The following is a 15,734-nucleotide window of genomic DNA, read 5'->3' on the forward strand; positions in this document are numbered from 1 at the left end:
CTTAATGATGCTTGAAGCTCATTAATTGAATTGCTAGCGAATAATTATTCACTAATGTTGTTGTTTCGGCACTTGCCGAAACTCCTTACACGTTTGGTTCATTTTACTTTGTTTAGTTTTCAAAGGTCAATTCTTGTTTCACAACTTCTTAATAATATCATCATCTTCAAGCATTGTCAACAACTGTTTTGAATTTAATTTACTAACAATGAATAAATATTCATCTCAGTCATTCATCTCGCTCTTAAGACTTTAATATAATATCATGTTCTTCAATCTATTGTCAATAACAATTTGAAAAACAATTATTTCAATCTGCTGATATAAGATAAGCAGCAACGTTATTTATATTAACAGAATTTCATTTGTACGTCAATACTAAATTAGAGCGTTTTATTTGCATAATGCTTCTTATTACGTAGTCATTTATTATACATTACTCGCTATACCTTATTTTCGCTTTGATATACCTCCCTCTATCTTAAAAGTTACAAATCTTACTTAGTACTTAGAATAGAAGGGAGATTTAAAAGCGGTGACCTTTTTTACTTATTCACTTTTTAGTAAATAAGAAAAGTCTGTTTCATCTTGTTTTACAATCAGCAAAAGTCCGTCCCCTAATGGCAACAAACTGGATTCTACTGACGGGTGCTTCATCACAACATCTAAAAACATGTTTAATTTGCGATGGATCGTGCGTACTTTACGTGGGATGTTCTCTTTAGGTTCTAGTATTGTTCCACCTTGAAGAACATCATCTACAATCAACATGCCTCCGACTTTCAATAATCTCATACATTCAGGGAAGAAATCATAGTATTTTGATTTAGCACTATCCATGAATATAATATCGTATGGTCCTTCTAAAGTAGGAAGAATATCTGCTGCGTCTCCTTCCAAAAGAGTTACTTTATCTGTGATTCCTTGTTTCTTATAATTTTCTTTAGCCTCTTGAAACATTTTTTCATAGCGGTCAATGGTCGTAACTTGTCCGTTCTCACCAATATGCTGCGCCATTAAACTAGAAGAAAATCCGATAGCTGTCCCAATTTCTAATATTTGTTTAGGTTTTAGCTGCCCTAGAAGCACATTCAAAAAAACCACTGTTTCATGAGGAATGATCGGAACTCTTCTTTCATGAGCATCTTTTTCAATTTCACCTAATACTCCTGGCAAAGGTTTTTGAGCAGTTCTTAAAAATTCACGGACATCATTATTGATAACCGGACGATCCATCATTTCATTTTGAGTCATTATTACATCCTACTTTCTTTGTCAGCTTACTGTTGCTCTGTATACATCTTATACATCTGCAAAATTACTTTTCTCTATAAAATAACTGTTTAGAACTTCCATAATGTGGTATCATAAGATTAAATAAAGGTTAAAGGAGAATAGCAAAATGCTCATTAAATCACTCTGTATTCCAAAAAAAAATCTAACAACTGTTAACGAAGACGTTACATTAGAAGAAGCGATCGATATTCTGGAGAACTCTGGTTACCGCTGTGTTCCGATATTGGATGAAAGCGGAAAAATCTTCCGAGGAAACATATATAAAATGCACATTTACCGCCATAAAGCTAATGGCGGAGATATGTCTTTACCGGTCACTCACTTATTGAAAAACGCTACAAAGTATGTTCATCTAGACGATTCTTTTTTCAAAATCTTTTTTACTATTAAAGAGTTGCCGTACATCTCAGTACTTGATCAAGATAACCACTTCTATGGTATTTTAACACATAGTTCTTTACTTTCAATGCTACAACAATCATGGAGTATTGACAACGGAAGTTTTGTTTTAACGATTGCTTCTGCAGGCCAAAAAGGTGATTTGGCGACTATTTCGAAAATCATTAATAAGTATGCTTCTATTTCAAGTTGCCTTACTTTAGATGTAGAAAGAGAAGATTTGATTCGTCGTACCATCATTACTTTAGAACCCGGAATTACTGAAGAAACAGTTGAACAAATTTCCGTTGCTCTAGATAAAAAAGGTTTCCGCATCATTGAAAAAGAGAACTTAAATAATTAAGTACTGAGATTCATTTTGTTTCGATAACTTATAAAGAAAAATATACCTCAAAGGCTGTAAGGTCTTTGGGGTATATTTTTTATCCTTCTGCTATCTTTTTACTTCTAAGCGTTTAGCAAAATGGATCTTATCATTCAATAATTTCATAACAGGAGCTCCAATGCCCATAACGACTAGTTCTCCAAAAGCAACAGTAACGTAATTCAGCCAAAAAGGTGCATCAAAAGCCAGCTTCAATTCCCAAGCAATGATGAACGAGAAGAACATGAACATAAATATGTTGATTCCCATTTTGACCCAAGTGTTTTCTGTTTTTCTTGTCACTACAGTCATCGCCAGTAGAGAAACCAGTGAATGTGCTGTACCGAATACTATGTCGTACCAACCTAAAGGCGAGAACAAATTAGCGATAAACACCCCGGCTACAATCCCAATTATGTATTTGCGATTAAAGACTGCTAAATGATTAAATATTTCCGACACCCTAAATTGGATTGCTCCATAAGCAAGGGGTGCAATGACTGTTGTAACTGCTACATATAAAGCTGCTACAATAGCATTCGTTACCATTGTTTTTAATTTCATAATTAACCTCCTAGTTTTTTTACGTGGGATGGTCGACGAACCACGTTAGTTGAACTTTATTATCATAACACCATCGATTTTAAAACACAATCTCTCTTAAAAAGATTCGTTCAACAAATAGTTTCACAACAAAAAAAGAACCTTTTTCGTCAATAAAAATCATTCAGAAAACGGGTTCTTCGATATAAGTATATTTAATTGTTAAGTACTGTATTTAGCTACTAATCCAAGGCTGATTTCCATAGCTTCATTAATTTTTTCCATAGTAGCATAGTCTAAGTGCGTGACTTTCTCTCTTAGTCTTTGTTTATCAATAGTCCTTATTTGTTCTAACAAAACGACTGAGTCACGTTCAATTCCATGTTTTTCAGCTGAGATTTCTACATGGGTCGGCATTTTCCCTTTTTGAATCTTCGCTGTAATTGCTGCCACAATAACTGTAGGGCTGTAATGATTCCCTACATTATTTTGCACAACAAGAACAGGTCTCATACCGCCTTGTTCTGAACCCACAACTGGGGATAAGTCTGCATAATATATGTCCCCGCGTTTAACCATAGGTACCTCCTCCTACAATACCTGCACGTGCTAGTATTGGGAAAAGACCTCTTTCTCGCATGCCTCAAATTCATTACAGATATCAAGATTTATGCCAGCCATTTCCGAATAACCTTTGCGCAAGGTATCGATTATATTTAGTTTTTCTTTAACGAATCTTGTCATAAAACAACTAACTAGTTCTTCTTCTCCTAGATTCTCCAAAGCGCAGTACTCTTGTACTTGTTCATAAACATCCGCTTCTAATTGTATTTCTACCACTTTAAAGTCTTTATTGCTCATGAATTTGCCTCCTAAAGATTACCAAATACCCAATAAGCCGGAATAACTAGCTTTAGCTTATAGTAACATGTAATCTAAAACATTAAAATAGAATTTTGGATATTCCACCTAATGTTCAAAACTCATTCACAAACAATTTATGAAAGATAGATTCTCTTGACTCTTTGAGAAATACCACATAAAACTTCATAATGAATAGTATTTAATTTATCTGCAATCTCTTGAACTGTTATTACTTCATCTTTACTTTTCCCTATCAATACAACTTTTGTCCCAACGGGCATTTCTTTAGGTAAGCGAATCATGAATTGATCCATACAAATTCTTCCTACGATTTCACAACGCATGCCTTTTACTAATACTTCTTGACCTTGTAATTCACGTGACCATCCATCAGCATAACCAATAGGAACTGTGCCGATCCATTCATCATCTTGTGCTTGGTATGTTGCACCGTAACTGATGTAATCGCCTCGGTTCACTTTTTTCACATGTACAAGTTCACTGATTAAATTTAGAGCTGGTTTTAATGGATACGGGGGATCCATCAGATTACCTGAAGGATTTAATCCATACATAGCGATTCCAAAACGAATCAATTTAGATGAGTTGTTCGGATGAAATAAAGTTGTAGCACTATTTGCAGTATGAACTATTTCAGGCTCTTTATCAAATGATTTGATTAACTCAGTAAATCGCTCTTGCTGCTTCAAAAACAGTGAATCATCTTCGCTGTCCGCAGTAGCAAAATGAGTAAATACTCCCTCTAACTTAAAAAAAATATTATTATGTAATTCTCTTTCACACTGTTTCACTTCTTCTTCGGTTCTGAAACCTATTCGGCCCATTCCAGTATCTAAAGCCATATGCACACGAATAGTGGAGCTGATTTCTTTTTCACGTAATCTCGTTTCTGCTTTTTTAATCCAATCCACACGCCCAACTGTCACTGTCAGCTGATATTCAGCAGCTAAATCGATATAATTCGGATCGATTAACCCTAGAACCAATATCGGCTCCATGATTCCTGCGTTTCGTAACTCTATTCCCTCATCTAATAGAGCCACACAAAATCCATCTACACCGCTTTCCAATGCAGTTTTGGCAATTTCTACAGCTCCGTGCCCATAAGCATCTGCTTTAACTACTGCATAAATCAACTCGTTATCTGCTAAACGTCCTCTTTCTTGTAGGATATTCCATTGAATAGCTTTTTTATCGATGATTGCTGCCGTATTGCGATATTTTCCAGTAACCAAGTTATTCTTCCTTTCTTAGTACAAGTCAAACTCTTCTTTCAAGCACTACTTGTGCAGCAGCGATTGAATCCGTATGAGTAATACTCAAGAAAATATTTCCATCAAAAGTACTTTTCGTCACAACCGGTTTACCCAATTCATCCGGTAAGATTTCAATATCTTTAAAACCAAGTTTACCGATTCCAGTGCCTATAGCCTTTGAATAAGCTTCCTTAGCAGCGTATCTCCCTGCTAAAAACTCTATTTGCCTTTTTCCTTTTAACTGAGAAAAGATAGCTGACTCTTTATCTGTTAAAACTCGATCTGAAAAAGTTTCCTTCCTATTATATGCTTTTTCGATCCGAATTATTTCGGTAATATCCAAGCCTATCCCAATAATCATTTAAAACTCCTTCAATTATTTATTCTTATTTTTTCCTTAGTATACACCATTGAATCATAAAAAATCATTTCATTTTTCAACTATTTACCTATATTTTATGATAAAGGATTCTTTCTAAAAAAACACTTAATAACCATCGAAAAAATTTCAAACAAAAAAAGGAGATGGCTAGTATCCATCTCCTTTTTGAATTTAATTATTTTTGACGGATAGTGAAATCGCGTTTGCTGTTTCCTGATCCACGACGGTCACTGCTTTTTTTATCAGTCGATCCGCTTTGACGTTTGTCAGAAGAGCTGTAACGTTTTTCACCGCTACGGCCGCTGCTTGCACGACGACTGCTGCTTCCACGACGATCTCCGTAAGTTTTTCCTTTTGAACGAGGACGACCTTTTCCGCCGCCACCGCCGCTGCCGCCTTTGTGAGACTTGTTAGGAAGCGGACGTTCTGGAGTAATTTTTACTGGAATTTCAGTCGAGTCTTTAATCATACTCTTCAAGAAAGCAGCTGCTAAATCTTCAGCTGAAAATTCTTCCAATAAACTATGTGCAGCTTTTTCATAACGTTCTAACTCATTTTTTTCAATCAGTTCTTGAACTTGATCCATAGCTGCTTTGATTTGTCCTTTGTACGCTTCTGAATCAGAAGGCGGACGCAAAGGAGTCATTTCTTTACGAGTTAAGTTCTCGATTGTACGTAAATATCCCATTTCATTTGGTGTAATGAAAGATACTGACATACCTTCTTTACCTGCACGACCAGTACGACCGATACGGTGAACATAACTTTCAGGGTCTTGAGGAATATCAAAGTTATAAACATGAGTTACACCTGAAACGTCTAATCCACGAGCTGCTACGTCAGTAGCGACTAAGATATCTACTTTTCCTGATTTAAATGCTTTTAATACACTCATACGTTTTTGTTGAGAAAGGTCACCATGGATTCCTTCAGCACTATACCCGCGCATTTCTAATCCTCTAGCGATTTCATCAACACGACGTTTTGTACGACAGAATATGATTGTTAATTCCGGTGTTTGAACATCGAATAAACGAGTCATAATATCGAATTTTTCGAAATCTTTACATTTAACAAAGTATTGATCAATCAATGCACTTGATAATGTTTTTGTTTTGATTTGAACGTGTTCAGGGTCTTTCATGAACTTAACACCAATACGTTTGATTGCAGCTGGCATTGTTGCTGAGAACAATAATGTTTGACGTGCAGCTGGAGTTTCTTGAATGATACTTTCGATATCTTCAATGAATCCCATGTTTAACATTTCATCTGCTTCATCAAGAACTAATGTCTCTACATTGTTCAATTTCAACACTTTACGTTTGATTAAATCTAATAAACGTCCTGGAGTACCAACAACGATGTGTTGTCCATCTTTTAATCCACGGATTTGGCGGCTGATGTCAGCTCCACCGTAAACAACTTGTACTTTAACTTTTTTATCGCGGCTCAAACGGAATAATTCTTCTTGTGTTTGAATAGCTAATTCTCTAGTCGGTGCAATAACCAACCCTTGAACGTTTTTATTTGTATTGTCGATTTTTTGCAACATTGGCAATCCAAACGCAGCAGTTTTACCTGTACCTGTTTGAGCTTGTCCAATAACATCTTTTCCTTCAATAGCTAAAGGAATCGTTTGTTCTTGAATGGGGGTAGCTTCCTCAAATCCCATTCTTTCAATTGCTTTAAGCAATTCTGGTGTTAATCCTAATTCTGAAAATTTCAACTAATTTTCCTCCCGTATTTTGAAAACCTAAAGAGAGTTTTTGCAAAAAAAGAACAGGTATATTGTTGATCTTCATCAAGGACACCTGCTATGGTCAGTCTTTATAAATTCCTGGCAACTAAACTCGGTTGTCGCCAGCAGCTTCTTCTCATATAACAAGCTTGTAAACACAAGCTACTTATTTTCTGCTTTTCTGAGTTACTTAAACCCTCAGTGTTTTCATTTCTCAATTCGTTGCTTAATTTGCAACTTTTCTAATAATATCATTTAAAAGTTCATTTAGCAATGTTTTTAGCTCGATGTTCCAATGAATACGTTTCCTTAAAAAATGTAAGGGAGTTCATTTGTCACATGTACTTCTTATTTACTTTTATCGGTCTTTTTATCCATAAGTAAGCTTTTCCTAAAATGAAAATCCCCCAAATAAGTCTTCATGTAATCACACTTTTTTAGGGGAGCTTACTATTTTTGATTAATCAGCTTTCAACGCTTCAACTACAGATAATAAATCTGTTCCGAAGCTGGACTTGATCAGAATATAGTCTTCTTTATTTAATTTGTTTTTTATCTCATCTATCAAAGGAGTTTTATCTCCAATAAAAGAATGAACAGCTTCTTTATTAAAGCACCCTTCATTCCATAAAGCTTCTGCTACTGCTTCCATTTCTGTTCCATATAAATACACTTCATCTATGCGGGCAGGGTCTAGCGAATCTTTTATGCTTAAATGCAATTCCTTAGACATTTCACCAAGCTCCAGCATATCCCCTAAAACGACAATTTTTTTACCTTTATTTTCTAATTGACTGAAATTTTCGATTACTAATCTCATTGCAGTTGGGTTGGCATTGTATGAATCGTTCAAGATCATACTACCATTAATACCTTTATCCCATTCAGTACGATTTTTGGTTAACTGGAATTGAGCCAGTGCTGAATAGCTTTTTGAGATTGGAATGCCCAGCACTTCTCCTGCTGTCAAAGCCGCTAAAGCGTTATTGACATTATAAGTTCCTAACACCGGAATTTTAATATCAATCGTTGGATCTGTGTTCACAGTGAATGTTGTTTCTCTCATTTGACTGTTTACATGAAGAGGGTATAAATCGTTAGACGAGTCAGCCCCAAAGGTTTTTAATTGAATTCCTGTCAGTTTTTTCACTCTTTCTTGTAGCAACACTTCTTCTCCTGGATAAATCAATACACCATTTTCTTTCATTCCGGCAGTAATTTCCATTTTTGTCGTTGCAATATTTGCTCTGGAACCTAGGAACTCAATATGAGACTCTCCAATCATCGTAATGATTGCAACATCTGGTTCTGCGATCCGAGACAAGACTTCAATTTCTCCTTTGTTGCTCATCCCCATTTCTAAAATGACGACTTCCGTATTCGACGGCATACTCAAAATAGTGATCGGCAACCCAATATGATTGTTGAAATTCCCTTGAGTCTTATGGACACGGTAGCTACTGGACATGACAGCTTCAGTCATATCTTTTGTGGTTGTCTTCCCGTTGCTTCCTGTTATTGCTACTACTTTAGGAGCCACTTTTTTCAAATAGTACTTGGCTAACTGTTGCAAAGCCACTAGTGTATCCTCTACTTGGATGACTGGAAAATCAACAGGTGCCTCATCTAAAGGCGCACTCCATAAAGCGGATTTAGCTCCATTATTTATAGCATTTTGTACAAATTGGTGTCCGTCATTGTCGCCGATCAACGGCACAAACAAAGAATCAACCTCCATTTTGCGTGTATCAAATCCAACAGACGTAATTTCAGTATCATTCCATTTGCTTGTATCATTCAAAGCCCCTAAAGCTTGAGCTATTTCTTTTACTGTTAAAGAAATCATTTCTCTTCCTCCATACAAAAAGAGGCTGGACCGAAAATACCTAGTCAAGCCCCTTTAGCTTATTTTATTCTGTTTATTAGTCCATTGCGTCGCGATTCTTTTGTTGAAACGCTTGTCTTTCTTCAAAACGTTTCAAAGCCAATTGGATCAATTCTTCAATCAGATCTCCATAGTTTAAACCAGTATGCTGCCACAACAATGGATACATACTGTAGGCTGTAAATCCAGGCATGGTATTGATCTCATTGACAAAAATTTCTCCATTATTAGTCAGGAAGAAATCACAACGGCTTAAACCACTGCCATCAATAGCTTGGAAAGCTTTTACTGCATAAGTTCGTAATTTGGCAGTAGTTTCCTCTGACAATTGAGCCGGAATCTGCATTTTCACATCGTTGGTGATGTATTTAGATTCGTAATCGTAAAAATCTACTGACTTAAGTAATTCTCCAGGTACCGATGCATGAATATCATCGTTGCCCAATAAAGCTACTTCCACTTCTCTCGCTTCTTCAATACCTTGCTCGACCACTACCCTGCGGTCATATTCAAAAGCTTGGTGAACAGCAATTTCCAATTCTTCTCGATTCGCAGCTTTATTGATGCCAACACTAGAGCCTAAGTTTGCTGGCTTGACGTACATTGGATAGATTAAAGATCCTTCACAACGAATGAAGACTTTTTCTCTCTCGTTTTCCCAATCAAATTTTGAGACAGGTTCGTAAGGAACTTGTGGCAATCCCGCTTGATGGAAAAGATGTTTGGTTACGATTTTGTCCATTCCTGCTGCACTCGCCAGCACTCCCGCACCTACATAAGGCATGTTCAGGACTTCAAACAATCCTTGTACAGTTCCATCTTCACCATTAGGTCCATGAAGAGCTGGGAAAATAACAGCATTTTCTTCTTTAATATCACTCGGTTGAACTAATTGTCCTTTAGATAAAACTGTTTCGTCCATAGAAAACTGTTTATCTTCTGAAACTTCCATACGCAAAGATTCAGCAAAAGGTACTTCTTCAACTTGACGTATGATTGGTCCTCGTATCCATTGGCCATCTCGAGTGATGTAAACAGGTTCTACTTCATAATATTGGTAATAAATTTCTTGGATAATAGAATGGGCAGTTAAAATAGAAATATCATGTTCTGCACTTTTACCGCCATACAAAAGAAAAATTTTCATGATTTGTTCCTCCACGTTTCGGACTTATCACTATAAATCAGTCACTGTCGCTAATTCAGGTGTAATTGTATCATATTTTTATTTAGAATCCTAGTTTGGTCAGGACTAATTGCTTTCTTTATCGGGGTCAAATAAAATCCTGAATCAGTTTCTACAAACTCGGTAACAGCGTCTGCAACTCTTCAATAGTCCATTCCTGTTTTTCATGGTTGTATAAAAGCAAAGACATCAATTCACTTTCTTTCATCTGGGATTGTAAATTGCGCACTCGATCTTCTACTAAATACACTTTTATCTCTGAGATAGTGTCTCTAGGAGATATCTTCGAAAAAGACAACACTACTCCTTCTTTTAAAAGCGGAGTCAGTTCGTGGGTGATTTCCAATGGAATCATAGCAATATTTTTCTGTTTTTTAAATAATTTCCTTCTTTCGTTTACACTCTCGTTCACTTGTTTAGTAATTTTTCGAGCGAAAAACTCATAGAACAAATTCAAATCACGACAATAGATTTTTGTAAAACCATCAGGAAGTGTCAATAAAATAAAGTTATTTTGCAGTTTGTAATAAAATGGTGAATGCAACGATGAATGGGCATGAGAGATGTACAATAATTCTGATATTTCTACAGGTGTCAATTCATGTAACAATTCTAAATTTTGAAAATCGATCCAGTTGCCTGCCTTTTGGACATACCTCTGATAAGCTTCGCTAGTTATAAATTCCTCTACTTTTTGTTCACCCCGTATCATCCGAAATCCAGTATACGAATCAAACTCCCCTATATCTTTAGTTGCATTCAGCAACAGCAAGTTTTTCAATGGTTGTTGGACGATTTCTTTATAATTGGAAAAACTGATCCCCTTACTCAAAACAGAGTTAGAGACGCTGTCCAAATGAACATAGATATACTCGTGCTCCATGATACATTCTCCTTATTTCATAGTCATCATTATTGTACTACAAATAACCAATTTTACTGTATCAATATGATGAAATTACAGTTACAATATCGCTTTCTTTCTAAATAAGGGTAAAACTTAGAAGTAAAAAGACCATTTGGTATTTTATCACAAAAAAAACTCTTCGAAGCAATTTCGAAGAGTTTTCAATATCCAATAAATTGGAATTAGTTGTCTGAAGTTTTGTCTGCAAGGCCGTATTTTTTGTTGAAACGGTCCACGCGTCCATCTGCTTGAGTAAATTTTTGACGTCCAGTGTAGAATGGATGTGAATCAGAAGAAATTTCAACACGGATCATTGGATAAGTGTTGCCGTCTTCCCATTCAACTGTTTCAGAAGAACTTTTAGTTGATCCTGATAAGAATTTGTAACCTGTAGTTGTATCCATGAATACAACTTGTCTATAATCTGGATGGATTTCTTGTTTCATATTATTTCTCTCCTTATGCCCTGAATCATCTGCTGAATCAGAGTTATTCGCTGTTTTTTTACAACAATAGCATATTATCATGTTTGCTTAACAAAAGCAATGAATTATTTCAGCTTAAACTAGTAGTTCATTTACTAAAAATGGCTTAATTAACGGCGTTTATTACGGTATGTTTTAGATTGTGCTAAAGTCGATTCAGGAAACGTCTCGAAAAATTCATCGTTAGTCTTAGCTTTTCTTAAAGCTCGTATGAATTGATCCGTAAATTCCAAGGATTCGCCGATCATAGCGTGACGAACCTTCCATATAGACTCTACGCGACTGCCATCCAATAACAACTCTTCTTTTCTGGTTCCTGATTTTTTGATATCGATAGCGGGGAAAATACGTCTTTCCGCAAGTTCTCTTGAAAGATGCAATTCAGCATTTCCGGTACCTTTAAACTCTTCGTAAATGATATCGTCCATGCGGCTTCCAGTATCTACAAGAGCAGTGGCCAGAATCGTTAAGCTTCCGCCTTCTTCGATATTTCGTGCTGCTCCGAAGAATTTTTTCGGTTTATACAATGCAGCTGGATCGATCCCACCGCTCAGTGTCCGTCCGCTTGGCGGAATCACAAGATTATACGCTCGAGCCAAACGCGTGATGCTGTCCATCAAAATAACGACATCTCGTTTGTCTTCTACTAAGCGCATCGCTCTTTCAAGCACTAATTCCGATACTCGAACATGGTTTTGAGGTAACTGATCAAAAGTTGAGGAAACGACTTCTCCTTTTACGGTTCTTTCTAAATCTGTTACTTCTTCTGGTCTTTCATCGATCAGCAATAAAATCAATTCAACATCAGGGTAGTTTTCTGAGATCCCATTAGCGATATCCTTCAGCAACACCGTTTTACCAGCTTTTGGTGGAGCAACGATCAATCCACGCTGCCCAAAACCAACCGGTGATATCACGTCAATAATTCGCGTAGCCACTTTTGTTTGCGCTGTTTCTAAGACAATTTGTTTGTCTGGATAAAGAGGTGTTAAGGCAGGGAAGTGAGAACGTTCTTTTGCATCTTCAGGGTCTTTGCCGTTAACTGACTTAACGTGCATCAAACCGTAATACCGTTCTGACGGTTTAGGGGGTCTAGCTTTACCTGAAACTTTATCTCCATTCCTTAAACCGAAACGTTTGATTTGAGAACCGGAAATGTAGATATCTTCTTTACTTGGCGTATAATTGATCGGACGCAGGAACCCAAAATCTTGCTGATCCATAATGTCCAATACGCCTTCCACAATAAAGAAACCTTGTTTTTCCTCTTGAGCCCGAATAACTGCTAAAGAAAGTTCCTTTTTATTCATTTGACTGTAGTAAGGAATTTTTAGCGCTCTAGCATACTGATATATTTCTTTTAGTGTTTTACTCTCTAATTCCTTAAGTGTTAGAATTTCATCCATTAAATGCCCCTCACTCGCTTTCTCTTATTCTTCGATCATCTGAATGTCTGCTCCTAAATCAGTCAGTTTTTCAATAATATGATCATATCCTCTGAGAATATTTTCGATTCCTGTAATAGTCGTTGTTCCCTCAGCCATTAATCCAGCAATAACTAAGCATGCTCCAGCTCTTAAATCACTTGCTTCAACTTCGACTCCGATTAGTTTAGTTGAGCGTTCTAAGACAATTGTATCACTTTCTACCCTAGCTTTAGCTCCCATACGCACTAACTCTGGGATATGTTTGACTCGTTTTGGATAAATAGTATCTTTGATGATCGATTCCCCATTTGCCATCAGCAATAAAGGTGTTAACGGTTGTTGCAAGTCAGTAGCAAATCCTGGATAAGGAACTGCTTTTACAGATATAGGCTTCAATTCACTTGGCTCAAATACACGTACACTATCTTCTCCAATTTCCATAGGAACGCCCATTTCTTCCATTTTAGCTAATAATCCTTCAATGTGCTCTACAATCACATTTTTCACTAAGATATCTGTTCCAACAGCTGCTGCCATGGACAAATAAGTACCTGCTTCAATTCGGTCAGGAATAATCGTATGGCGACATCCGTGCATTTCTTCCACACCTTCGATACGGATGATATCTGTACCTGCTCCACGTACTTTTGCTCCCATATTATTCAGCAATGTTGCTACATCAATAATTTCAGGTTCTCTAGCAGCATTTTCAATAATGGTTTTTCCTTTAGCTTTTACAGCTGCCAGCATCACGTTGATCGTAGCACCGATAGATACCACATCCATGTAAATACGAGTTCCTATTAATCCTTCTTCAGAAGTCTTTAAATACATAGCACCCATTTCATTATCAACAGTTGCACCTAATGCTCTAAACCCTTTCAAATGTTGATCGATCGGACGTGGGCCTAAGAAACAGCCGCCTGGCAAACCAACGACGCCTTGGCCAAATTTAGTCAGTAATGCACCCATGAAGTAGTATGAAGCTCTTAAACTTTTGATTTTACCATTCGGCATTGGTATAGAAATCATTTCAGTAGGATCCACAACTAGAGTACTACCGTCAAAGTCTGTTTTCACATTCATATCGTTCAGGATTTCAATTAAAGAGTGGACATCTTGTATGTCTGGAACACCTTCTAAAGTTACAGGAGAATCAGCAAGAATTGTAGCTGGAATCAATGCAACTGTACTATTCTTAGCTCCGCTGATACTGATTTCACCTGATAATTTTTTACCGCCACGGATGACAAATTTTTTCATTTTTTTTACCTCACTTATAATATACGTTCAATGTTATTTTTTATGGAAAATTCTTGTGCAATCTTAATGTTAATAAGCAGCCTGATTTTATTGTGTTGATAACGCAACGACTTACTCTTTATCTATTGAAATATCTTAAAGTTATCTATGGCAACCACCTCTGTAAAAATCGACCAATTCATTCCCTTATTCTTTACAACATCACTTGAATAATTTTTTATTCTCTTTGTATTTAGAGAAGATGATTCTATCTATTGCGCAGGAAAAAGGTTTATGATGGGGCAGCGAGGTATAGCCGCTAGTTGATTAGTTATAAATCTAGCAGTCTATGTTGAGGTCGTGTGCACTCCTGTTCAGTTTCATATAGTATAAAAAACTGTAAGACATTAGCCCTATTCTACTACATCGCTTTATATCTTACAACCATTATAATAGTTTCGGGGCATCAGCATAATAGAAGGATTCGCTAATAAGACAGAGAATGTACAAAAAAGAAGCCTTTCCTAAAAAGGAAAGACTTCTCGTATTTTCTAAGTTTGTTAGAAAATATAAAATTAAGCTTGGCCAGATGAACCAAATTCACGCATTTTTGCTTTTGTTGTTGCAGTAATATCTTCTTTACCTGGGCCAATGATTTTACGTGGATCGTAAACTTTTTCGTTGTTTGCGATAACTTCACGAGTTTTCTTAGTCCAAACTTGTTGCAACTCAGTGTTAACGTTAATTTTAGTGTGACCGTATTCGATAGCTTTTTTGATTTGGTGTTCTGGAATACCAGATCCTCCATGTAATACTAATGGAGCTCCTGTTAATTCAGAAATTTCTTTCATTTCATCAAATCCAAGAACTGGTTCGCCATCGTAGTTTCCGTGAACAGAACCTAGAGCAGCTGCTAAAGCATCGATTCCTGCTTCTTCAACCATACGTTTACATTCTTGAGCATCTGCATAGATAACGCCGCCTGTTACGCCGTCTTCTTCTCCACCGACACTTCCAACTTCAGCTTCTACAGAAGCACCTTTTGAGTGTGCGTATTCTACAACAGCTTTTGTTGCTTGAATATTTTCGTCAATTGGGAATTTTGAGTTGTCGATCATTACTGAAGAAAAACCTGCATCAATAGCTGCAGTACAGTTTTCTAAAGATGAACCGTGGTCTAAATGCAATGCTACAGGAACTGTAATATCCATTGTTTCCATTAATGCTTCTACCATAGCGGCTACTACTTTAAATCCGCCCATGTATTTTGCTGCGCCTTCTGAAACACCTAAAATTACTGGTGATTTTTCTTCTTGTGCAGCAGTCAGTACAGCTTGAGTCCACTCTAAATTGTTGATGTTGAATTGACCAATTGCGTAGTGACCTTTCAACCCTTTTTGTAACATATCTGTCATGCTTACTAAACGAGTCATACTTTGTTGCCTCCTCAGAGATATCTTTGCGTGCTAATTAACTTAGCCGACGTTCCAATTGTATCAGAGAACTGATGATTTTTCCATGAATTTGTAAAAAAAGTGAACTGTTCTCATTTTACACCCTAAAACTCTCATTTTCAGCGATTTAACGTACTTCTTATTACTTAAAAATTTCACATAACGAAACTCATCAGAGTGTTTTCCCATTTGCGTTCTACTAACTAATTGTTCCACATTGTGATGATTTCCATTTGCTTGTGAGACAAAAAACACTTCCCCAAAATGTGGACAAGTGCTTTT

The 15,734-nt window shown here is 36.5% G+C and carries 15 protein-coding genes and 1 riboswitch; of the genes, 1 reads left to right on the top strand and 14 read right to left on the bottom strand.

Going from position 1 to position 15,734, the window contains the following annotated elements; translation table 11 throughout:
* Positions 1-549: 549 nt before the first annotated feature.
* Complete coding sequence (locus ACE025_RS04590) at positions 550-1,254, bottom strand: O-methyltransferase (protein WP_485937934.1); 705 nt, start codon at positions 1,252-1,254, stop codon at positions 550-552.
* 148 nt (positions 1,255-1,402) lie between these two features.
* Between ACE025_RS04590 and cbpA the strand changes: the two genes are divergently transcribed.
* Complete coding sequence (gene cbpA / locus ACE025_RS04595) at positions 1,403-2,038, top strand: cyclic di-AMP binding protein CbpA (protein WP_485937936.1); 636 nt, start codon at positions 1,403-1,405, stop codon at positions 2,036-2,038.
* 90 nt (positions 2,039-2,128) lie between these two features.
* Here the strand turns inward: cbpA and ACE025_RS04600 are convergent, their stop codons facing one another.
* From ACE025_RS04600 to fba, 13 genes are all read right to left on the bottom strand, one after another.
* On the bottom strand, positions 2,129-2,623 hold the full coding sequence (locus ACE025_RS04600; RefSeq protein WP_485937938.1) for a QueT transporter family protein: 495 nt from the start codon (positions 2,621-2,623) through the stop codon (positions 2,129-2,131).
* Positions 2,624-2,627: 4 nt separating this feature from the next.
* Positions 2,628-2,673: riboswitch (PreQ1 riboswitch) on the bottom strand.
* A gap of 151 nt (positions 2,674-2,824) precedes the next feature.
* On the bottom strand, positions 2,825-3,181 hold the full coding sequence (locus ACE025_RS04605) for a type II toxin-antitoxin system PemK/MazF family toxin (protein ID WP_092481223.1): 357 nt from the start codon (positions 3,179-3,181) through the stop codon (positions 2,825-2,827).
* A gap of 30 nt (positions 3,182-3,211) precedes the next feature.
* On the bottom strand, positions 3,212-3,463 hold the full coding sequence (locus tag ACE025_RS04610; RefSeq protein WP_485937941.1) for a hypothetical protein: 252 nt from the start codon (positions 3,461-3,463) through the stop codon (positions 3,212-3,214).
* Positions 3,464-3,600: 137 nt separating this feature from the next.
* A complete protein-coding gene (alr, locus tag ACE025_RS04615) occupies positions 3,601-4,722 on the bottom strand; it encodes an alanine racemase (protein WP_485937943.1) in 1,122 nt (373 codons plus the stop codon).
* A gap of 25 nt (positions 4,723-4,747) precedes the next feature.
* Positions 4,748-5,104, bottom strand: coding sequence for a holo-ACP synthase (acpS, locus tag ACE025_RS04620; RefSeq protein ID WP_485937945.1), 357 nt, complete (start codon positions 5,102-5,104; stop codon positions 4,748-4,750).
* A gap of 196 nt (positions 5,105-5,300) precedes the next feature.
* Entirely contained in the window at positions 5,301-6,854 is a 1,554-nt protein-coding gene (cshA, locus tag ACE025_RS04625; RefSeq protein WP_485937947.1) for a degradosome RNA helicase CshA, read from the bottom strand.
* A gap of 472 nt (positions 6,855-7,326) precedes the next feature.
* The gene (locus ACE025_RS04630) at positions 7,327-8,712 is read right to left on the bottom strand and encodes a UDP-N-acetylmuramoyl-tripeptide--D-alanyl-D-alanine ligase (RefSeq protein ID WP_485937949.1); all 1,386 of its coding nucleotides are present in this window, start codon (positions 8,710-8,712) and stop codon (positions 7,327-7,329) included.
* A gap of 76 nt (positions 8,713-8,788) precedes the next feature.
* Entirely contained in the window at positions 8,789-9,898 is a 1,110-nt protein-coding gene (locus ACE025_RS04635) for a D-alanine--D-alanine ligase (protein WP_485937951.1), read from the bottom strand.
* Between the two features lie 151 nt (positions 9,899-10,049).
* The gene (locus ACE025_RS04640; RefSeq protein WP_485937953.1) at positions 10,050-10,820 is read right to left on the bottom strand and encodes a hypothetical protein; all 771 of its coding nucleotides are present in this window, start codon (positions 10,818-10,820) and stop codon (positions 10,050-10,052) included.
* Between the two features lie 206 nt (positions 10,821-11,026).
* Positions 11,027-11,290, bottom strand: coding sequence for a type B 50S ribosomal protein L31 (locus tag ACE025_RS04645; RefSeq protein WP_092481215.1), 264 nt, complete (start codon positions 11,288-11,290; stop codon positions 11,027-11,029).
* Between the two features lie 149 nt (positions 11,291-11,439).
* Complete coding sequence (rho, locus tag ACE025_RS04650; RefSeq protein ID WP_485937955.1) at positions 11,440-12,735, bottom strand: transcription termination factor Rho; 1,296 nt, start codon at positions 12,733-12,735, stop codon at positions 11,440-11,442.
* A 24-nt stretch (positions 12,736-12,759) separates the two neighbouring features.
* The gene (locus tag ACE025_RS04655) at positions 12,760-14,019 is read right to left on the bottom strand and encodes a UDP-N-acetylglucosamine 1-carboxyvinyltransferase (protein ID WP_485937957.1); all 1,260 of its coding nucleotides are present in this window, start codon (positions 14,017-14,019) and stop codon (positions 12,760-12,762) included.
* A 554-nt stretch (positions 14,020-14,573) separates the two neighbouring features.
* Complete coding sequence (gene fba, locus ACE025_RS04660; protein WP_092481060.1) at positions 14,574-15,431, bottom strand: class II fructose-1,6-bisphosphate aldolase; 858 nt, start codon at positions 15,429-15,431, stop codon at positions 14,574-14,576.
* Between the last annotated feature and the right edge of the window lie 303 nt (positions 15,432-15,734).

The sequence above is a fragment of the Desemzia sp. AGC72 genome (assembly GCF_057334175.1).